Here is a 20,086-nt window from a genome sequence, read left to right as displayed (position 1 = left end):
CTCCGGCTCAAGGTCGGCAGCCGTCGCGCGCTTTCCCGCACAGCGCGGGACAGAACTCGTAGGTGCTCCGGATGGTCTTCTCGCCGACCCGGACGTCCACCCCCTGGCCGGGCCCGAGCGTGTTGCGCGCGAGTGTCTTGGCGGCCTCGTAGGCGGGTCCGTAGCGCGAGGCCACGAGGTGCTCGACCTCGCGGCGCCGGGCCGTGGCGGTCGTCCGCGAGACGAGGGTCGCGGCGCCCAGGCAGCTGCGCATGAGTGCGGTCGCCTGCTCGCGCACGAGGGCCTCCGTCGCATGGGCGTCGAGGGATGCGAGGCACACGCGGGAGGCGAATCCGGCGGCCGCCTCGGTCGGGGGCTCCGCCTTGCAGTCGAGCGAGGCTGGCGCATCCTCCCTCCTGCCCGGATCGAGCCACGTCGCCTGTGCGGCGGCGTAGGCCGGCGCGTCGCCGATCAGTCTCAAGATCCCCTGGGGTATCTCGATCGTCCGGAGGTCGGCCCGCGCCCTGCCGGCGACCTGGACGACGGGACGCTTGAGCTGGTTCTCGATCTGCGGGTTGCCGTCCTGGCCCGCGAAGGCGGGGACCGGGCCCGAGCCGGGCGGCGGGAGATGGTACGCGTAGGCGAACCGGACGAACACGCCCGACCGGAGGTCGCGGGCCGGGGGATCGGCCTCCGGCCCGTCCGCGTCGCGGTCGATCCGCGCCGTGGTCGGCGAGCGGGTCGCGACGAGACGCCAGGCCGTGACCAGACCGTAGCCCTCGAAATGACGACGGGACGGGCGGGCGCCGGCGTTCCAGCGGCTGCCGAGCGCCTCGAGGTCGAAGATTCCGGGCCAGTCGAACGAGGTGGTCTCGCTCGGTGCCATGGCCTCGCGCACGAAGCCGGCCGGCTGGTGGACGAAGGCCACTCCGGGATGCAGGAGCTGGATGGCGTTGAGCCTCAACGGCTCGCGCGCGCCGTTCCCGTTCGCGGTCGGGCGGGCGAACGCGCCCAGCCGGACGTCGACGACGCGGACGTTCAGGAGGTGGGCCGGGATGTGGCCCTCGTCGGGATTCAGGCCGATCTCCGCGGAGAAGGTGTCGGCTCCCCGCTGCTCGATGCGCGGATCCCGCGCGAGCCAGTCGCGGAACCGTCGGCAATCCGACTGCGCCATGAGGGTGCACACGTCGATCATCGCCGTCTGCTGCACCTGGCCGAGCCGGCTCTGACCCGGGGTGCAGCCGATCCGGTCGCAGACGTCCGACACGAGCCGATGGAGCTGGCGCCAGTGGGTCACGACGCGGTCGATGTCCGTCCGCACCCGGTCCTCGGAGCGGTCCAGCCATTGGAAGAGGTGGATGTCGGTGTCGAGCGCCAGCCTGACGTTCTGGGGATCCTCCTCGACCAACCGGCGGATGGCGTCGCGGGTCGTGCCGCCCTGCGGACCCCACAGCGAGATCGAACGGTCGAGCAGGTCATATTCCTGGCGCAGGCGCTCGGCGAGGTAGAAGACGAGCGGCTGGCGGCGCTGGATCTGGGCCAGCCCGACCAGCGTCTGCGCCCCCGCCTTCTGGCCCGCCCGGGTCAGGGTGTCGTACTGCGCCACGGCGGCGGCTCGCTTGATCTCCGACAGCTCGCCGTCCAGGCGGTTGACCTCGACGGCCACGCGCGTCGCGTCGATCGTCGCGAGCAGCTGGATTTCGGTGCGGGTCAGCCGGACGGATTCCTCGGTCAGCTCGCGCATCTTGCGGCCGAGCTCGCGGGTCTCCTGCATGCCCTGGAACACCTTGATCGCCAGGCCCGTCACGGCCCCCGCCGGCGGGAACGCGGCATCGAGCGCCCGCAGGGCGATCTCGCGCTCCATCGCGCCCTCCTCGCCCCGCGCGCCGTCGATCCCGTCGCCGGCGGGCGGCGAGAGGGGCGCCGCACCCGGATCGGGCGCCTTGTCGAACCTGACCGCCGCTTCCCGGGCGGTGCCGATCTCCAGGGCCATGCGGGCACCCGCCTGCATCTCGACGAGGTTGCCAACAACCGTGCCCTTCCTGGCCCCGGCCTCGCAGGGCGCGCCCAGCTTCTCGCCGACCGTGGCGAGGGCCCCGTCCCAGACCTTCTTGGCGTTCGCGGCCTGGCCCCTAAGGTTCTCGACCTCGCGCTCCAGGGTGCCGAACGGGATCTGGCCGAAGATCTCGCGGGCGATGGTGTCCTGAAGTGCGCCTGTGCGGGCGAGCCTGTCGACGGCGGACTGGATGCGGTCCTGGACCTTCGCGGCCTCGACCTCGAAGCGCGTGAGCTGGTCGAGGGCTTGGTTGAACTCCGACCATTCGGCGACCGGGAACACGCTGTCGCCGACCGTGATCACGATGCGGTCGGTGCGGACCACGAGGCGCGGAGCGCCGATCTCCTCGATCCGGTCGACGAGTTCCTCCTGCGAGCCGATGCCGAAGCGCCTGCGCAGTTCGGCGAGCAGTTCCTGGCGATGCTGGCTCGGCATCCGCGCGATGAGCGAGCGCGGCCAGAGAGTCGCCACTACGCGGACGAGTTCCGTGCGAAGCCGGTCGGACGCGTCCGGCGGCAGCGGGATCTCGCCGCCGCGCCTGAGGAGGTCTTTCAGCCATGCCACCTGCCGGAGCGGCGACACCTCGGCGACGACGGACTTCAGGTAGCCGGGCAGCCGCGCATCGTAATCCGGCAGCTTGCGCAGTCCCTCCAGGATCCCGCCGCGGATCTTGTCGCTCAGGATTCCGGGTTCGCGCGCCTGTTCCAAGAGTGCCGCGATCGGCTTCTGCTGCTCGACCACCCGGCAGAACCCCCGGCGCAGCTCGGCGGCCTGGGCCGGAGCGACCTTGTCCAAAACCTTCGTCCCGATGCGCGTCAGGTTCTCGACCGTGGGCTGACGCAGGACGGCCTTGAAGGCGTCGACGTATTCCGGGGCCGTCACCACGATCTCACGGATCTCGCCGGCCTTCTTCACGTAACCCTCGACCTCTCGCTTGGCCTCCTGCACGCGCTGGACGTAGATCGCGGCGGATTCGCCGATGGCGCCGAAGGACGAGATGAGATCGGGGTCGGCGAGAAGCTCACCGGCCTTCGCGCCGACGTAGCTCTTGAACGCCTCCTCCACGGATCCCCCCTCGGCGACCTTCTGCAGTTCCGGAGGAACGCCAAGATAGTTCCCGATGGCGCTGACGAGCGCCTTGTTGATGCTCGCGCTCAGGGCGTCGATCTGCGCCGACAGCTTGGCCTGCTCGCCCTCGATCTGCTTCTGGCGTGCTTGCAGCAGGGTGACCTGCGCCGTCGCCGTCGCGACGCGCTGTTCCGCCTGACGCTTGAGCAGGTCGAGCTTGTCCGAACTCGGAAGCGACGCCCTGACCTCGCCTTCCGCCCCGGCCGCCTGGGCGCTCAGCTCCAGCGTCTTGATCGACTTGTCTTCGAGGCGCGCTTCGATGTCCCGGATCTCCTTGGCCAGACTTTCGAGTTGGCTGAGGAGGCTCGACATCGCTGCGAGGTGGATGGGCGGGATGGAGGGGACGCCCGTGATCGTCCCGCCCCAGAAGTCTTCGCCGATCGACAGCAACTCTGTCCTGAACTCGATGTCCTTGGCCAAGAGGGCGATCCGCTGGCGCGCCGGGCCTTCGGGATCCTGGTCCCCAGCCTCCAGCAGCGTGACATAGGCGTTGGCGTAGAGTGCGAAGACGGTCCTGCGGAACCCTTCGTCGCGCCTCGACGCGACGAGCCGCACGCGGCGGCAACGTCGCTCGAAGGCCTGGGCGAGGTTGGCGGGAACCCGCTTGTCCGGCAGATCCGTCAGCCGCGCGGCGACGCCGTCGCAGTCGATATCATTCGGCGCGGCCGCGGCTTGGAAGAACGGGGTCGTCCCGCCGCAGCCGTCGATCGGGTTGCCAGCGTCGCTGCGCGGAATGGCGGTCTGGCGGATGAACGACTCATCCGCGACGAGCTTGCATTGATAGACTAGTTCGACGGTCGCTTTCAGAAGATCCGCATTGCCAGTTGCCGATGCATCCTGGGCCGAAACGGGGCTCGCCTCGATGCCGAGGACGAGAAGGAAGCCCACAAGCGCGGAGATGCCGAGACGACGTGTACACGCGCCAGGATCCCGGCGTGGTTCACGACAATCCCGACCGTTCATGGATCATCCTCTGGCTATCCGTTGATAATTCGACGTTGTTCCGACCAAGCGCTCGGGAACATCGATTCGCCCACTCGACTGAATAATTTCCGATGGAGACGTTAGACAGGCCGACGATTGTATGTGTCGTCTACAAAGATCCTTAGCACTCCCACTTTGCGAATTTTTGCACTGCTCCGCACTATTGTTTGTTGTTGGATCTTGACCTGCTCTCGCGCTGCAAGGAAGTCAATCTTAAGGGCGGGCGCACCTCAGGTGGCTGCCACATATCGTGATTCGGCCCATAGGTACATTGACATGATGCCTTTGAACGGAGTCGTCAATCAGGTGCTCGCGTGATATGCTTTCAAGACAAAGAACTGGACACCTCCAAATAGCCCTGCTGCAGCGGTGGTGGCGACAGGGGACCGTCGGTTTGATGCTCCGGCAACGGGCAGCAGACAGTTTCACTGGCGCGGCCGGGTTCGGGTGGGATCCAGCCCTGACTCTCAAGCCGGCGTCAATTATGGGCCGTCGAAGCAGACCGCTCGGTTCATGTTGTAGCCCGATCTTTACGCTGGCTCGTACCAGCCCAATAGTGCGCACGACCAGGTTGTCGGCTCCTTCTGACAGGCGAACACGTGCTCGATGGCTGCGCGAACGGTTACCTTCCGGCCGTTGGCGCAGCCGACATTTCTCGGAATCAGCCCACCCGGCGGCTTCGCGCGGTGGATGCGGGATCGGAAGCCGTGACCTGGTGCAGTGACGCGGACGGAGAATTCACGCGTACGATGAGACGTGCGAGTCTGGGCGATGGCTCAGACGGTATGCGTGCTCCTCGATCCAACCGACGCGGCACGGTTGGCTGCGATCGCCAGCGACCTCTCCCGTCCGCTCAAGCACATCCAGCGCGCTCGCATCGTCCTGCTCTCAGCCGAGCGCTTGAGTGTCCCGGACGTCGCCCGGCGGACGGGCGTCAGCCGCCCGGCCGTGTGGCGCTGGCAGCGGCGCTACGCCGAGGCTGGCGTTGAAGGTCTGCTGCGCGACAAGACACTTCCACCCGGCACGCCGCCCCATTCGGCCGAGACGGTGGCCGAGGTGCTGGCGCTGACCCGCTCGGAGCCGTCGGGCGAGGTCACTCACTGGACCGGCCGGGCCGTGGCCCGCGCGGTCGGGATCTCGTTGCGCGCCGTGCAGCGGATCTGGGACGCGCACCGCCTCCAGCCGCACCGGGTGCGCACGTTCAAGCGCTCGCGCGATACTGCCTTCGCCGCCAAGGTCGAGGACGTGGTCGGCCTCTACATGGCCCCACCCGCCCACGCGGTGGTGCTGTCCATCGACGAGAAGAGCCAGATCCAGGCGCTGGAGCGGACCCGCCCCGACCGTCCACTCGCCCCCGGCCAGCCCGCCGCCCAGACCCACGACTATACCCGGCACGGCACCACGACGCTGTTTGCCGCCCTCGACGTCCTGGCGGGCACCGTGCTCGGCCGCTGCATGCAGCGCCACCGCAACAGTGAGTTCATCCGGTTCCTGAACGCCGTCGAGGCTGCAGTCCCGTCCGGCAAGGCGATCCACGCGATCCTCGACAACGTCGCCACCCACAAACATCCGAAGGTGCGCGCTTGGCTGGCTCGCCACCCGCGCTGGACCTTCCACTTCACCCCGACCTCGACCTCGTGGCTCAACGCCGTCGGGGGCTTCTTCTCAACGCTGACCCGTCGTCGGCTGCGGCGAGGCTCCTTCACCGACGTCGTCGACCTGCAGGCGGCGATCAACCCCTACATCGCCGAGCACAACCGACGCGCCAGACCTTTCGTCTGGACCAAACCCGCCACCGACATCATCGCAGCCGTCAGCCGATCCCCTGAATCATCCGTCTGAGTCACTGCACTAGCAAGTACGCCTCGTTTTGCTTCGAGCGGCTGCCGTGTGCGGGAAAGATTCTGCTAAAGCGATAGCCAAATAAGTCCGAACAAACGTACTTCGAGTTTTTCGATAACATCGGCGCTGAGCGACCGTCCACGGCGGGTTTCCGTTGCGGTCGACACAATTAGACGCGCGAGGGGTGGAAGGATCGAACCGCCGTTGCGATCGCTCTTCCGTGGTTGCAGCGGGGGTTCCAGTCACGCGGCGGCACGTCGTTCGATGAGTTTCGCGAGGATTCGATCGGAGTGCGCGAACCGACTCTCCGACGTTATGGATTTCTTCGCTTCGAACGACGTGCATTCTTGTGCAGCCGTTTAAAATCTTTTCGAGCGCCGCTACAACTGGAATCCACGGCTTCTAAGCGGCAGGTCGCAGGTTCGAGCCCTGCCGGGGTCGCCAGCAAGATCGATCGTCGTGCAAGGGCTCTGGCTCGGAAAGCCCCGTCCCCCGCTCCGGTCGCACACGCGCGTCTGGAACCGCGCTGCCGCCGACCTTGAACGGCTACCGCACGATCCGCACCGCCGGTTCCAGCACGTAGGGCGAGCCGGGCAGGTGCGCGCCGTCGCCCTCGCGCCGCACGCTGATCGCGTAGCCGCGCCGCGGCGACAGCAGCCCCGCCGGAAGATCCAGCGCGAAGCCGCAGCGCCCCAGCCCGAAGCCCTCGATCGCCAGATCCTCGCGGAACAGGTCCGCCCGGCACCGCCCCAGCACCCGCCGCTCGATCGCCACGAGCAGCGGCACCGGCTGGTCCGGCGCGTCGCTCTCCCACGCCCATCCGACGATCCGCCGGTGGCTGAGCAGGTCGATGCTGCCGCGCAGCGCCATCCGACGGTCAGGCGGCCAGCAGCGGCGTCCAGACCCCCGTTGCGTCCAGCGCCATCGCGCAGACCCGCAGGCCGTCGACCGAGCGGCGCACCTCGACGGTGTGTGCCTCGCCGAGCGTCAGGGGCTCGCCGAGCGTCAGGGGCTCGTCGAGATTCACGTCGAAGCCGTGGCAGCCGTCACCGATGCCCGCCGCCGCGATGTCGGCGCGGTACTCCTCGGCCAGCGTCATCGCCACGACCGCACCGTCCACCACGATGTCGAGGCAGACCGGTCCGTCCGGGTGCGCGGCGTCCTGCGCCCAGCCGGCCACGCGGCGGCCGTCGCACCGGTCCATCCACGCCCGCACGGTGCCGAAGCGCGGCGGCTCGATCGACAGGCCGGCGCGCAGGATCAGGCGCTCGCGCAGGGCGTTCAGTTCGGGGCCGTGCTCGGTCCGCGGGGCGTAGGGCGCAGGCGCGGTGATCGGGTCGGGGCGGTGGGTGCCCTCGAAGCCCGCGCGCACGCCCGGTGCGGCCAGGAAGCTCTCGGCGGGGGCGTTCTCGGCGAGCAGCATGTCGTGGCTGTCGAGTTCGACGTGCCAGTAGGTGAGGTCGGCCACCGCCTCGCCGCGGGTGATGCTCGTGCCGTTGACGAGGTGCCCCGCGGCCACCAGCAGGCCATCGAGCCACAGGCAGTGGTCGGGCGAGACCAGCAGGTCGCGGGCGGGCACGCCGTCGGCCAGCGCGCCGGCCCGGACGCGCACGGGATGGTCGGCCTGGGGGGCGGAGAGGCCGGGATAGCTGCGGCTGCCGATCCAGCGGATGGGGCAGGGCCTGCCGGACGCGGTCAAGGCAAGGTCGCCCACGCGCAATCGCTCGACGGGCACGTCTGTGACGGTCCGACCGCGCAAGGTGCGGATGTGCGTGCCGGTCACGTAGCAGGGGGCGGGTATCGGCTCATTCACGCGCAAGTTGTCGAGCGCGAATTGGCGCCCATTCGCTTGAATGGTCGGCGTGATCGTGACGTTGTCGATGCCGGACCAATTGAACGTTTCAAGGGTCGGAGTTCGATTGTTAACCGTAATGGTAGAGCTGTAAATTTGCGCTCCATTGAGCGAGCCGGTAACGGTATAGCTTTGAGTTGGCTGGATCGCCGATGTCAGGAAAAAGCTGTTCAACGTGAAGGGAGCAGCCGAAGAAAAACTCGCCGATGTCCCAAATCCGTTGTAAGCAATGTTGTTGGGACTGACGACGCCGTTGGGATAACTGTCGCTCCCGATGACGCCGTTATATGCGTAGAAATTATTCCAATTGAGTCCTTGATACCCGTTTGAAATCGGATTTCTCGTATCGCTGGCGCGATCGTCGAAGTTGACAAGCGTCACAGCACGCCCCCAATTTCTATAAGTCTGCCGCTGAATTTATTCGTCGATCGGGTTCATGGTCCGCCCCGTGCCCGCTGCCCCCACCGCCCGCAGGCCGACGACCGGCTGCCCTGACGCTTCAATGGGACCGTCGTCTGTGCGCCGCGGCGAGTCGAGGGCGGGTGTCGCGACTTGATCGTCAGCGGACAGTTCAATGCAAGACGAGAATACTGTTTGTTCGCGACTGTGCTGTTCGAGCGACAGATTTCATGGTTGTATTGTATTTTTGTACAATCAAGACGAGCAGCGCACGCGATCGATGGTGGCGGTGGTCTGATCCGACGTGGTCAAGATCGCCCGCACCTGTCGGCGGTGCCCAGGCCTGGGGATGCCGGGCAGCAGGGCGTCGATCCGCCCGTGCAGCGCGAGCCAACGTCGCAGTGGGGCCGCAAGCGCGTCTCGCGCAGAGCCGGCGGTCCGGATCGTGCGGTCGCGCGGCGGGCCGGCCGCCGCGCTGAGCGGCACGATGCCCGGACTGCGATCTCGAATGCTCACCGGAGCCCTCGACCGCACCAATGCAATATACGGCGAAATATTCTCGCAAAGCCAAGTTCATACACCGTCCCCTGCACGACGGGCACAAGTGTCTACAACGCAGAAGGTCGGCACGTCGCCCTCCCGCGCCGCACAGGCGGACCCGGCCCCTCATGCCAGCGATACGGGAGAACTCATCATGGCTCAGCGCCCGACGACCGTTCGGATCGCCACCCCGATCCTTCTTGCCGCCTGCTGGGCCATGCCAGCACTTGCGGAACCCGCGACCGCTCGGCCGAAGATGCTCGTTCATGGCAACTATTGCGGGCTCGGGAACAACGCCCCGCTGCTGCCGATCGACGCCCTCGATGCAGCGTGCGCCCGCCACGATGACTGCACACCCGACAACGACCTGCCGACGAAGGCCTGCAATCTCCGGCTTGAACGAGAGGCGGCCGCCATCGCGAACGACCCGCGGCAGCCCGGTGATGTGCGCACGATGGCCGGCTTCGTCGCCTCCTTCGCCTCGACCAATCCGTCGAGGACGCTTCAGGAAACGGCGTTCGTGAGCACGCGGCCCGATACGGCGCGGACCAGGTTCACGACGTTGCGGTGAGAGCGCCGCCGAAACGGGCCATTCCGGGCTCGAAGATGTATCGCGAGCGCCTGACAGAACCGTCTGGTTTGGTTGAGGGTGATGAGGCCGGCTGCGAGGCCGGCAAAGGCCTCGGAGATGTCGGCGCGGCGCTCGGAGCGGATGGACAGACGGCGGAAGCGGTTGAACACGGTATCAGCGGAACGGCAGCGAGCGCCAAGGTCTCAGATGGAACGTCCACGCAAGCGACAGATGAGGATGGCCGAGGTCGCTGCGCGTGCCGGGGTCTCGACCATGACCGTCTCGCGGGCGCTCAAGAGCGACGGCTTGGTCTCCCAGGAGACGCGTCAGCGCATTCTCGATGTCGTCGATGAGCTCGGCTACGTGCTCGACCTCTCGGCGGGGGCGCTGTCGTCGAAGCGGACCGGGTTCGTCGCGGCGCTCGTGCCCTCCATCAACAACTCCAACTTCTCCGACACGGTGCGCGGCATCACCGAATCCGTCGAGGTCCACGGCCTGCAGGTCTTGCTCGGATACACCGATTACGACATCGAGAAGGAGGAGCGGCTCGTCCGCGCGATGCTGTCGCGGCGGCCGGACGGGATGATCGTCACCGGCGGACGGCATACCGAGAAGGCGCGCCGGATGCTGGCTTCGGCCGGGATCCCGGTCGTGGAAACCTGGGATCTGCCCTCGGAGCCGATCGACAACGTGGTGGGCTTCTCCAATGCCGAGGCCGCCCGCGCACTCGTCCACAGGCTCTACGAGAAGGGATACCGCCGTATCGCCTTCGTCGGAGGCACGACCAACCGCGACACCCGCGGCGCCGATCGCGGATGCGGCTATCAGCGTGCCGTCGAGGAGTTGGGATTGCCCGCCGGTCGTACGATCTCGTTCGGAAAGCCGCCGATCTCGATGGAACAGGGGGCGCAGGCGATCGTCCATCTCGTCGAGCGGTGGCCCGATGTCGACGCCGCGGTCTGCGTCTCCGACCTCTCGGCTTTCGGCGCGATCATGGAATGTCACCGGCGCGGCTGGGCGGTGCCGGGGCGCATCGCGATCGCCGGCTTCGGGGATTTCGAGATCTCGCACTGCTCCTGGCCCCGGATCACGACGGTCGCGGTCGATTGCCGCGCGATCGGAGCCGAGGCCGGCCGCGTGGTGCTGCGCGCGATCGAGAGCGCACGCGGTGCGCGGTCGAGCGGGTCGGAGAGGATCGTCGTGCCGTTCCAGGTCATCGAGCGCGACAGCACATGACCGCGTCGAGGTGACTTGACACGTCGTGGGAGGGCCGCGATGTTATCGATAACAGAGAAGCGTGCCGGGGGCGTGCTTCGCGGCATGGACGCGCGACATGGCGCCCGAGTCGGTGACGGGGCGCCTCGCTGTTTCCGCGGGGCCGTACCGCATACGCTCGTCCGGGCCGACGACGTCGCGTTGCCGACCGGCTGAACCTCGGACCGAGCGGGCATGAGCACCTACGACATCATCGATCCGCGTTTCGGCGCCCTCGTCATCGGCCACGCCAAGCTGGAGCGGCTCTGGACCGGCAGCCGCTGGGCCGAGGGCCCGGTCTACGTGCCTGCGGCGAAGGCGCTGGTGTGGTCGGACATCCCGAACGACCGGCTGCTGCGCTGTGACGAGACGGACGGCTCCGTCTCGGTGTTCGAGCACCCCTGCGGCTACCAGAACGGCCACACGCTCGACGCGCAGGGCCGCGTGATCGCCTGCGAGCACGGCGGTCGGCGGATCTCGCGGCTCGAACACGACGGGCGCTGGATCGGCCTCGTCGACCGCGTCGACGGCCGGCGCTTCAACTCGCCCAACGATGTCGTGGTGAAATCGGACGGGACGATCTGGTTCTCGGACCCGACCTACGGCATCGACAGCGACTACGAGGGGCACGCCGCGCCGAGCGAGATCGGCGCGAGCCACGTCTATCGCTTCGATCCGGACTCGGGATCCGTGGCGGCCGTGGTCACCGACATGGTGCGCCCCAACGGGCTCGCCTTCTCGCCCGACGAGCGCATCCTCTACGTCGCGGAGACCGGCGCGACGCACGTGCCGGGACTGCCGGCCGTGATTCGCGCCTACGCCGTGGCGCGGACCGGCGCGACCGCCGCCGACGGGCGCGTGTTCGCGACGTCGCCGGCCGGGCTGTTCGATGGCTTCCGGGTCGATCGCAGCGGCAACATCTGGGCTTCCACGGCGGATGCCGTGGCCGTCTTCGCCCCCGACGGCACGCTCATCGGGCGGATTCCGGTCCCCGAGATCGTCTCCAACCTGACCTTCGGCGGACCGAAGCGCAACCGGCTCTACATCACGGCGCAGACCTCGCTCTACGCGATCTTCGTCAACGCTCGCGGTCCGACCTGAGAGGCGCGGAGCGTCCCGGCCGCCCGGGAGCAACGACGGTGGCGGCACGCCAGTCGCTCCGGCCGCTCTCGCCGCATCACGGGCTCGTCCGTGTCCAGAGCATCGTCCCGAAAGGTGGTCACCGGCTTTCGGAAAAGATGATGCAAACACAAGGGGCTAGAGCCTCGTCCTAGATCCGATATCCAGGACGAGGCGCTGGAACGGGCACGGGCCTCCGGCGGCTGACCGGCCCGCGCGCCGGCGCCAACGAGGCCCGTCCGCGCCGCGCGGAGCGAGGCTCGACGCGCGTCTCAGAGCGAGGCCGTGATGCCGCCATCGACGTAGAGCACGTGGCCGTTCACGAAACTGGAGGCGTTCGAGGCGAGGAAGACGCAGGCGCCGACGAGTTCCTCGACCTTCCCCCAGCGGCCCGCCGGCGTGCGCTTCTCCAGCCAGGCGGAGAAGGCGGCATCGGCGACGAGGGCGGCGTTGAGCGGGGTCTCGAAGTATCCGGGCGCGATCGCGTTGACCTGCAACCCGTGCTGCGCCCAATCGGTCGCCATGCCCTTCGTCAGGTTGCCGACGGCCCCCTTGGTCGCCGTATAGGGCGCGATGCCGGGGCGTGCGAGGGCGGTCTGCACGCTGGCGATATTGATGATCTTGCCCGACTTGCGCGCGATCATGTGGCGTGCGCAGGCCTGTCCGACGTTGAAGACCGAAGCGATATTCGTCTGCAACAGGCGCTGGAAGGCGTCTTCCGGGAAGTCCTCGAGCGGCCCGCGGAACTGCATGCCGGCATTGTTCACGAGGATGTCGATCGGCCCGATCCGCGCCTCGAAGCCGTCGATCGCGGCGCGCGCGGCGGCGTGGTCGGCCGCATCGAACGCGAGGCGGTGTGCGCCGGGAATCTCCGCGGCCGCGATCTCGAGCTTGGATCGGTCGCGGCCATTCAGGACGACCCCGGCACCCGCCCCGGCCAGACCGCGCGCCAGCGCCAGCCCGATCCCCTGCGAGGAGCCGGTGACGAGCGCGCGGCGCCCCGAGAGATCGAACAGCGATAGGGTCACGCGCCTGCCCGCCAGATGTGAGTCGACAGCTTGTGAGAGACCTCTATGTTATCGATAACAACAATGTCAAGGACGGGCCGCGGGCGCCGGGCGGGCGGCGCCGTCGACCGGGCGCGAGGCGAAGGGGGGATCTGCCGCATGACCGAGCCCGACATCCTGCAATGGGGCCCTTATCCCGACCGGGATCGAGGGCCGCTCGTAGCGGCCTTCACCGTGCCCCGGCTCCACGCGTCCCCCGACCGGGAGGCGGTGCCGGCCGCCGTCGCGGCACATTTCGCCGGCGCGTCCCTGCCGACACCCGTCATCTGAGAGGAATCCACCGATGAGATCGATCGTCATCCACGCGGCGCGGGACCTGCGCATCGAGGAACGCGAGGTCGAGGCGCTGTCGCCGAGCCAAGTGCGCCTGAGGCTCGCATCCGGCGGCATCTGCGGCTCGGACCTGCACTACTTCAACCACGGCGGCTTCGGCACGGTGCGCCTGAGGGAACCGATGATCCTCGGCCACGAGGTATCCGCGCGCGTCGAGGAACTCGGGTCGGAGGTGACCGGGCTCACGGTCGGCCAGCTCGTGGCCGTCTCCCCCTCGCGGCCGTGCCGGCACTGCCGCTACTGCCTCGAAGGGCTGCCGAACCAGTGCCTGAACATGCGCTATTACGGCTCGGCGATGCCGTTCCCCCATATCCAGGGGGCGTTCCGCGAGGTGCTGGTGGCCGAGGCCGTCCAGTGCACGCCGGCCGACGGCCTCTCGGCGGGCGAGGCCGCCATGGCCGAGCCGCTCTCGGTGGCGCTGCATGCCACGAAGCGGGCCGGCGACCTCCTGGGCAAGACCGTGCTGGTGACCGGGTGCGGGCCGATCGGGCTCTTGTCGATCCTCGCGGCGCGGCGGGCCGGAGCGCGCGAGATCGTGGCCGTCGACCTCACCCGCTTCGCCCTCGACATCGCGCGCAGGGTCGGGGCCGACAGGGTGCTGGACCTCAAGGATGCGCCGGACGCGCTGGCCGCCTTCTCAGCGGACAAGGGCACGTTCGACATCCTGTACGAGTGCTCCGGAGCGGCCAGCGCCCTCGCCGCCGGCATCGGGGCGCTGCGGCCGCGCGGCGTGATCCTGCAACTGGGTCTGGGCGGCGACATGGCCCTGCCGATGATGGCGATCACGGCCAAGGAACTGGATCTGCGCGGCTCGTTCCGCTTCCACGCGGAGTTCCCCGTCGCGGTCGACCTCATGCGCGCCGGGCTCGTGGACGTGACGCCCCTGATCACGCATCAGGTCCCCCTGGAGGAGGCGGAGCGCGGCTTCCTCCTGGCGAACGACCGCGGCCGGGCGATGAAGGTCCAGATCGCCTTCGCCTGAGGGCGGCCGGTCCGCCCGCTCATCCCTCCCGGCCCGGCCCGCGCCGCGTGACCCTCCAGCCGATGGGCGCGATCCGGTTGCCGGGCAAGGAGGGGTCGGGCCCCCAGATGGCCTGATAGGTGTCGAGGCACATGCCGCGCCTCTGCATGGCGAGGAAGGCCGCGATCAGCGCGATCCACCAGGCCCCGATGACCAGAGGCATCCACCGCGGCGCGTCGGCCAGCACCAGACCGAGCGCGGTGGCGATCAGCGCGAGGGGCATGCACAGCCAGCCCAGCCCCTTGTGGGCGCGCTCGAACAGGATCCGGCGGCGCGTCATGTCGAAATGATCGCCGGCGAACACGGCCACCGTCGGACCGCCCTTAGTGCCGCGCAGCCAGCCGCCGACGAGCTGCACGCCGCCGAGGCCGAGCAGCAGCCAGCCGAGCAGGCGATGGGCCGTCGCCACCGGCCCGTCCGGCATGCCGGGCCCGTCGAGCAGCACGAGGCCGGCGGCGAGCAGCGCCAGCGCGACGCCCGCCTGCTGAAGGTAGAGATGGCAACGCCACCAGAACGTGTTGTCGAGCTGGTCGGGCCACTTCTGCCGCGGCGTGACCTTGAAGAACCGCGCGACCAGGATGCCCAGGGGCAGGAGGATGCTCCAGCTCAGCACCATCAACCGGCCATGCCACGCCACGGTCGGTGCGACGAGGTGCTCCGCCTGACCGGAGAGCGGGGTCGATAGCCAATCCCGCACCATGTCCCAGGGCATGTTCGCGTCTCCTCCGGGGGCGAAGGGCGGTGCGCGCCACCCTCTTCTCGCTGCGACCGGCGGTCCCTGACGGTTCCGGTGCCTCCGGGGACGTCGCGGAAGGAGTCCGATCGATCGTGGCCCGACCGGAGCGCCGCGGCGCCCTGGCCAACGCACGCTCGCGATGATATCGATAACAGAAGCGGATTTCAATTCCCGCACGGCCGCCCATGCCGCGCCCGACGAACGAGACGGGAGAACGCCGATCCCATGACCGCCTCAGCCGGAATGACAGCGCTCGAGCAGATCGATTCGCGGCCGCTCACGAAGCGCCAGAAAAGCCTGATCCTGCTCGTTATTGCCGGGAATATCTCGGAGTTCTTCGATATCTTCATCATCGGCTTCGCAGTTTCCAGCCTGCTGAAGGATCCGTCCTGGCATTTGCAGGGCTACGAAGCGGGCCTGATCATCGCGATGTCCGGCCTGGGCACCGTGATCGGCGCGGTCCTATGGGGCCGGCTGGCGGACAAGATCGGGAGGCGGGCGTCCTTCTTCTGGTGCGTCCTGCTATTCACCCTGTTCACGCTGGCCGCGGTCTTCACGCCGGACGACGGCTGGGTGATGCTGGCGGCGCTCAGGGTCGTCGTCGGCATCGGCGTCGGCGGCCTGAACATCACCTCGATCCCCTACATTCAGGAATTCGTCCCCGCCAAGCAGCGCGGCTTCCTCTCGGGGCTGGCCTCGGTCTTCATTCCGCTCGGCCTCCTGCTCGGCTCGCTGGCCCAACTGGCCGTGGGGGCGAACTGGCGTCTGCTGATCGCGCTCGGCGCGCTGCCGATCGTGCTCCTGCTCTGGCTGCGCAGGGTTCCCGAATCGCCCCGCTTCCTCCAGTCCCAGGGTCGCACGGACGAGGCGCGGGCCGCCCTGGCCTGGGCCCTCGAGATGCCGGTGGACCAAGTGGGCCGCCTGCCCGCGGTCGAGACCCGGAAGACCGCGTCCTACGGGTTGATCTTCGGGCAGTACCGGAAGCCGCTCGCGATCATCACCGTGGGATCGTTCTGCTTCATCCTCGGCTCCTCCGTCGTCCAGGGGTGGGGGCAGTCGATCCTGGGGTCCGGCTTCGCGTTCTCGCCGAGCATGGTGGGATGGCTGTTCATCCTGGTCTCGCTCGGCGATCTCCTGGGCCGGCTGGCTTCGGCCTGGCTGGCGGACGTCATCGGTCGGCGCTGGACCCTGTTCGGCTTCAGCCTCCTCGGAGCCGGCGGACTTCTCCTCGCCGCGGTCTCGTCCGGGATGGCCGGAACCGGCCAACTCGACCTGACGGCCGGCGGGTGGCTCTTCTTCGGCGGCATCCTGATCGCCATGACGTTCGGCGACGGGGCATTCGGCATTCTCAACGCCTTCGGTGCCGAGCAATTCCCCAACCATGTGCGGCCGACCGGGCTGGGCCTCGGCTACGGCTTGGGGGCCAGCGCGAAAGTGTTCGGGCCCGCACTGCTCGGGGCACTGTTTGGGACCGTGGTGTCCCTCGACGTCATTCCGCTGGCGTTCAGCGTCTTCGCAGCACTCCTCGTGCTGGGCGGCATCACCTACCTTTTCGCGAAGGAAACACGCGGCCTTTCTCTCGATTCGGTCGGCTGAGCGTGCTGTCGTCGTCTGGCGGAGTACCCTCTCCGCCATGTCTGTGGATCGGCATTGAAGGATAACCCTTCCCACGTTTTCGCTTCCGTGAGTGTGGCTTGCCCGTAATCCGCTTCGCGGCGCGGTCGCGATCGGCGCCGATCATGCCCCGTCGGGAGTCGAGCTTTTCCCGTCACGTCAAGGATTTGGCAGTCCTCGCACGAAAGACGTCATCGTACTGGGGACAGGGTTTGACCCCGATCCACGGTCGTTTCGGTTCGAACGCAGATCGGACTCTTGAACCGCTTGCGGTTTGCGAGCTCCACGATTGCCATCTTCTCATCACCTGCCGGAGAGCCCGAGCGGCGTAGGCACCGGCATGCCGCGAGGAAACAGGACGGCATCGTCCATCCTCGTCGAGGCATGATGCGATCGGCGGAAAAGCCCGATTCTTCTCACAGTCCGGCTCAAAATTTGAGATCCGATTGCGCTGGCGGCAGGCATATTTCAGCGCTTTCCTGGGATAGAATAGGCGACCGACAACAAATACAGGTTGAATTTTTCGATTATTTGGCGCAAAATAATCTGCTTACTGTGGCGAAGATGCCGGAACAATACTTGTATGGAGGCGTTCGGCTTGACGGCTAAGGAGTTTTCACGATGAAGTTTACCGTTATGGCTGGCTTGGCTGTGTTCGCGCTCGCGACGAGCTTGAGCGGCTCTGCCGCTGAGGCGAAGGGCTGCCTGAAGGGAGCCGTGGTTGGTGGCGTTGCCGGCAAGCTGGCTGGCCACGGCAAGGCTGGTGCCGCAGCAGGTTGCGTCATCGGCCATCACCGAGCAAAAAAGAAGGGTTAGAGAGGCAGCATAGGGAGCGGATCGCGGCCGAACAGGGTCGCCATCACTTAACGCGCCGCCGGTTCGGTCCTGCACGCTGGCCGGGTGCACCAGGGCGTGCATCACGGGACCGTGCGCGTCGACGAGGACGTGACGCGTCTTGCCCCGGATCGTCTTGCCCGCGTCGTAGCCCGACGGGTCGATCGCTGCCCCTCCGTTTTCCGCGCCCTTGACGCCCCGGCTGTCGAGGATGGCGGCCGTCGGACTGAGTTCCCGCCCGGCCGCTCCCGGCAGGTCATGAACGGCGTGTGGTGGATCCGCGCCAGCGTACCGTCGTAGTCCCATCGGTCGAGGTCGCCGTGCCCGGTCGCGCGCGGCGGCCGATCCGTGGGAACGCGCGTGCGCAGGGCCGCGATGCCCTCGTCCTCAGTTCCAGCACTTTATGTCAGGGCCCAAGTTGGGACGCACGGGTTAGCTGTCCGAAAAGAACAGCTCAATCAAATCACTAAGCGTATGGATTGGCGGGAGCTATGGGGATTTTGGGTGACGGGGGGCGTCAGGCGGCGCGGTTATTGGGGCGCGCGAAGACCTCGGTCCCATCGCGGAAGATGACGCCAGCGACGACCTTGGGCACCTGATTTTCGCCTTGTCAGCCGCCGCCAGGTTTTCGACGCCGCCATTACGAGCTTGAACACCATCAGTTTGGCGGTCGTGGGCGAGAGCGCGCCCTTGGTCCGCACCGTGCGGTGCCGGACGGTCGCGAACACGCTCTCGATCGGGTTGGTGGTCCGAAGGTGGTCCCAGTGCTCGGCGGGGAAGTCGTAGGATGTAGGCCGAGGCGGTGCGCTGGTCCTTGGGTGCCGCGGGGCGCGTGCCGCGCTTGGCCCAGCGCCGGGTGATCGTATTCTTCTGGCCGACGCGGGCCCTCATCCTGAGGCTCTCGAAGGTCGTCGGCAAACCAGGTCTCTATTGGCTTGCCGCCGACGGCCCGCGCGATCTCCGCCAGGCGGGCGGGGAAGCTTTTTTTAGAACCGGGATGGCGTCCGGATCCTGGGCGTGATGGCGCGGGCGGGCCGAGAGCTTCCGATAGCCCATGGTCCGCAGGACCCGGCTCAGCGTCTGCTCGGACACCGAGACGCCGTGATCCTCGAACAGGATCTGGGCGAGATCGACCAGCCGCCAGCGCACCACCCCGTGGGCGGCCGGCACCGGACCCTGCTCGACCAAGGCACGCAGCACCTCCCGCTGCTCGGCGCTCAGACGTGGGCGGGCCCCGGGCGCCTTGCCGCCGATCAGCCCGTCCGGACCGTGCGCGTTGAACACCAGGACGAAAGTCCCGCACCGTCTGAAGCCCGACCCCTCCCAGCAGGGCAGCCTCCATGCCTGAGCCGCCCGCATAGATCGCCGACAGGGCCAGCAGGCGCCGCGTCTGGGCGGGATCGCGCGAACCCTTCGCAAGGGCGCGTAACGCCTCGGCGTCAAAGTCCGACCGCAACGGCACAGGAGCGGCCATCTCATCCTCCTCAGGCTCCAAACCCGAAGACAGAATTACCCCTCAGCCGCCGATGCTACCCGTGAGTCTCACTTAGCGAGGGCTGTGAGGTGCCCGCGTCAGCGGGCCTCGAAGGAGGGCTCCAGGGATCGCGCGGCCGGCTGGAGGGCTCCTTCGAGGCCTCCGCTTCGCTCCGGCACCTCAGCGACTGTGTTGGCTGTCAAGCGGGTTGCCATGGTTTCTGGTCCCGGATCATGGCGTTGAGGATGGAGAGGAGCTTGTGGGCGACGGCGACGACGGCGACGATCTTGGGCTTGCCGGCGGCCACGAGCCGGTCGCGGAACCGCTTGAGCACGGGGTTGTGCCGGCAGGCGGTGAGGGCTGCCAGGAACAGGGCCGTGCGCACGCTCTTGCGCCCGCCCGACACCATGGCGCGGCCCTTCCCCTTGCCGGACTCGCGCACGAACGGGGCGAGGCCGGCCAGCGCGGCGATCTGCTTGGTCTTGAGCCGGCCGAGTTCGGGCAGCTCGGCCAGGAGCGTGCGCGCCGTGACCGGCCCGACCCCCGGCACCGAGGCGAGCAGGTCCTCGGTGGCGCGCCAGGCCGGCGAGCCGCGCACGCCCGTGTCGATCTCGGCGTCGATCGCGGCGAGTTCCTTCTCCAGCGCCTTGATCAGCCGGGCGATGCTCCTGGCGATCCGCGCCGCCTCGGTGCGCGGGGCCCGGTTCTTCTCGGACGCCAGCATCTCGACGATCTGACGGCGCCGGGCGACCAGATCCGCCAGCATCCGCGTGGCCGCATCCGGCAGCGGCCGCACCGCCGGCTGCGTGGCGGCCGCGAACCGGGCGATCACGGCCGCGTCGATCGGATCCGACTTGGCCCGCTGGCCCAACGCCTTGGCGAAGTGCCGGACCTGGGCCGGATTGACCACCACCAGCGGCAGACCCGCGCCCGCCAGGGCTGCCGCCGCCACCTGCTCGAAGCCGCCGGTCGCCTCGATCGCCACCAGATCCGGCCCCAGCGCCTGCAGGCGCGTCACCAGATCGTTCAGGCCCGTGCCGTCGCGGGCAACCGCGAAGGCCTGACCCTGCGGCAGGACATGCACGTCCAGCCGCGCCTTGCACACGTCGATGCCGACACACACCAGCGCCATTCCGCCCCACCCTTGCGCAACCGGGCTCTTGCGGCCCGAGCGACTGTCCGGGGTCGTGGAATGGGCGGGCAGGCTCCCAAGCTGAGGTGCGGGCTTCAATGCCCCAGGATGAGCCGGGGTCCTGCCCGCCGCCGCAGATCCGACCTTACCA

Annotated in this window: 14 protein-coding genes and 5 pseudogenes; 8 read left to right on the top strand and 11 right to left on the bottom strand. The window is 68.2% G+C overall.

The features are described from left to right. Positions 1 to 7: 7 nt before the first annotated feature. Positions 8 to 4,051, bottom strand: coding sequence for a hypothetical protein (locus Q8W71_RS27890; RefSeq protein ID WP_305528666.1), 4,044 nt, complete (start codon positions 4,049 to 4,051; stop codon positions 8 to 10). A gap of 615 nt (positions 4,052 to 4,666) precedes the next feature. After that, positions 4,667 to 4,857, bottom strand: a pseudogene (locus Q8W71_RS27885) (IS5/IS1182 family transposase); the annotation flags it as partial. 61 nt (positions 4,858 to 4,918) lie between these two features. Between Q8W71_RS27885 and Q8W71_RS27880 the strand changes: the two are divergent. Then, complete coding sequence (locus tag Q8W71_RS27880) at positions 4,919 to 5,989, top strand: IS630 family transposase (RefSeq protein ID WP_305528665.1); 1,071 nt, start codon at positions 4,919 to 4,921, stop codon at positions 5,987 to 5,989. Between the two features lie 546 nt (positions 5,990 to 6,535). On the opposite strand, the gene Q8W71_RS27875 is transcribed toward Q8W71_RS27880, so the two are convergent. Together Q8W71_RS27875 and Q8W71_RS27870 are read right to left on the bottom strand one after the other, a co-directional pair. Continuing rightward, positions 6,536 to 6,859, bottom strand: coding sequence for a hypothetical protein (locus tag Q8W71_RS27875; RefSeq protein ID WP_305528664.1), 324 nt, complete (start codon positions 6,857 to 6,859; stop codon positions 6,536 to 6,538). A gap of 7 nt (positions 6,860 to 6,866) precedes the next feature. Then, entirely contained in the window at positions 6,867 to 7,772 is a 906-nt protein-coding gene (locus tag Q8W71_RS27870; RefSeq protein WP_305528674.1) for a Hint domain-containing protein, read from the bottom strand. A gap of 1,162 nt (positions 7,773 to 8,934) precedes the next feature. On the opposite strand from Q8W71_RS27870, the gene Q8W71_RS27865 reads away from it, so the two are divergent. Then, complete coding sequence (locus Q8W71_RS27865; RefSeq protein ID WP_305528663.1) at positions 8,935 to 9,351, top strand: hypothetical protein; 417 nt, start codon at positions 8,935 to 8,937, stop codon at positions 9,349 to 9,351. Between the two features lie 53 nt (positions 9,352 to 9,404). On the opposite strand, the pseudogene Q8W71_RS27860 reads toward Q8W71_RS27865, so the two are convergent. Further along, positions 9,405 to 9,518: pseudogene (locus Q8W71_RS27860) on the bottom strand (IS5/IS1182 family transposase); the annotation flags it as partial. A gap of 70 nt (positions 9,519 to 9,588) precedes the next feature. On the opposite strand from Q8W71_RS27860, the gene Q8W71_RS27855 reads away from it, so the two are divergent. After that, positions 9,589 to 10,587, top strand: coding sequence for a LacI family DNA-binding transcriptional regulator (locus Q8W71_RS27855; RefSeq protein ID WP_305528662.1), 999 nt, complete (start codon positions 9,589 to 9,591; stop codon positions 10,585 to 10,587). A gap of 213 nt (positions 10,588 to 10,800) precedes the next feature. Next, complete coding sequence (locus Q8W71_RS27850; protein WP_305528661.1) at positions 10,801 to 11,706, top strand: SMP-30/gluconolactonase/LRE family protein; 906 nt, start codon at positions 10,801 to 10,803, stop codon at positions 11,704 to 11,706. 290 nt (positions 11,707 to 11,996) lie between these two features. On the opposite strand, the gene Q8W71_RS27845 is transcribed toward Q8W71_RS27850, so the two are convergent. Then, positions 11,997 to 12,752: an SDR family oxidoreductase gene (locus Q8W71_RS27845; protein WP_305528660.1), complete on the bottom strand. Its 756-nt coding sequence runs from the start codon at positions 12,750 to 12,752 to the stop codon at positions 11,997 to 11,999. 138 nt (positions 12,753 to 12,890) lie between these two features. Between Q8W71_RS27845 and Q8W71_RS27840 the strand changes: the two genes are divergently transcribed. Both Q8W71_RS27840 and Q8W71_RS27835 read left to right on the top strand, forming a co-directional pair. Next, positions 12,891 to 13,061, top strand: a complete 171-nt coding sequence (locus tag Q8W71_RS27840; protein WP_305528659.1) for a hypothetical protein — start codon at positions 12,891 to 12,893, stop codon at positions 13,059 to 13,061. 13 nt (positions 13,062 to 13,074) lie between these two features. Beyond that, positions 13,075 to 14,106, top strand: coding sequence for an L-idonate 5-dehydrogenase (locus Q8W71_RS27835; protein WP_305528658.1), 1,032 nt, complete (start codon positions 13,075 to 13,077; stop codon positions 14,104 to 14,106). Positions 14,107 to 14,125: 19 nt separating this feature from the next. On the opposite strand, the gene Q8W71_RS27830 is transcribed toward Q8W71_RS27835, so the two are convergent. Beyond that, entirely contained in the window at positions 14,126 to 14,857 is a 732-nt protein-coding gene (locus Q8W71_RS27830) for a cytochrome b family protein (RefSeq protein WP_305528657.1), read from the bottom strand. Positions 14,858 to 15,106: 249 nt separating this feature from the next. Here Q8W71_RS27830 and Q8W71_RS27825 point away from each other — a divergent pair, with 249 nt between their 5' ends. Together Q8W71_RS27825 and Q8W71_RS27820 are read left to right on the top strand one after the other, a co-directional pair. Further along, a complete protein-coding gene (locus Q8W71_RS27825; protein ID WP_305528656.1) occupies positions 15,107 to 16,477 on the top strand; it encodes an MFS transporter in 1,371 nt (456 codons plus the stop codon). A gap of 654 nt (positions 16,478 to 17,131) precedes the next feature. After that, on the top strand, positions 17,132 to 17,311 hold the full coding sequence (locus Q8W71_RS27820) for a hypothetical protein (RefSeq protein ID WP_370875559.1): 180 nt from the start codon (positions 17,132 to 17,134) through the stop codon (positions 17,309 to 17,311). 17 nt (positions 17,312 to 17,328) lie between these two features. On the opposite strand, the pseudogene Q8W71_RS27815 reads toward Q8W71_RS27820, so the two are convergent. The 4 genes and pseudogenes from Q8W71_RS27815 to Q8W71_RS27800 form a co-directional block, all read right to left on the bottom strand. Then, a pseudogene (locus tag Q8W71_RS27815) lies at positions 17,329 to 17,685 on the bottom strand (transposase); the annotation flags it as partial. Between the two features lie 161 nt (positions 17,686 to 17,846). After that, positions 17,847 to 18,114 (bottom strand): annotated as a pseudogene (locus Q8W71_RS27810) (IS256 family transposase); the annotation flags it as partial. A gap of 7 nt (positions 18,115 to 18,121) precedes the next feature. After that, a pseudogene (locus tag Q8W71_RS27805) lies at positions 18,122 to 18,803 on the bottom strand (winged helix-turn-helix domain-containing protein); the annotation flags it as partial. A gap of 199 nt (positions 18,804 to 19,002) precedes the next feature. Next, positions 19,003 to 19,935 (bottom strand): transposase, encoded by a 933-nt coding sequence (locus Q8W71_RS27800; protein ID WP_305526449.1) that lies wholly within the window; start codon positions 19,933 to 19,935, stop codon positions 19,003 to 19,005. Positions 19,936 to 20,086: the final 151 nt, after the last annotated feature.

The sequence above is a fragment of the Methylobacterium amylolyticum genome (genome assembly GCF_030700245.1).
In the GTDB taxonomy this organism is placed as follows: domain Bacteria; phylum Pseudomonadota; class Alphaproteobacteria; order Rhizobiales; family Beijerinckiaceae; genus Methylobacterium.
Note: the sequence above shows the minus strand (reverse complement) of the source record. Positions and strands in the feature narration are given on the sequence as shown.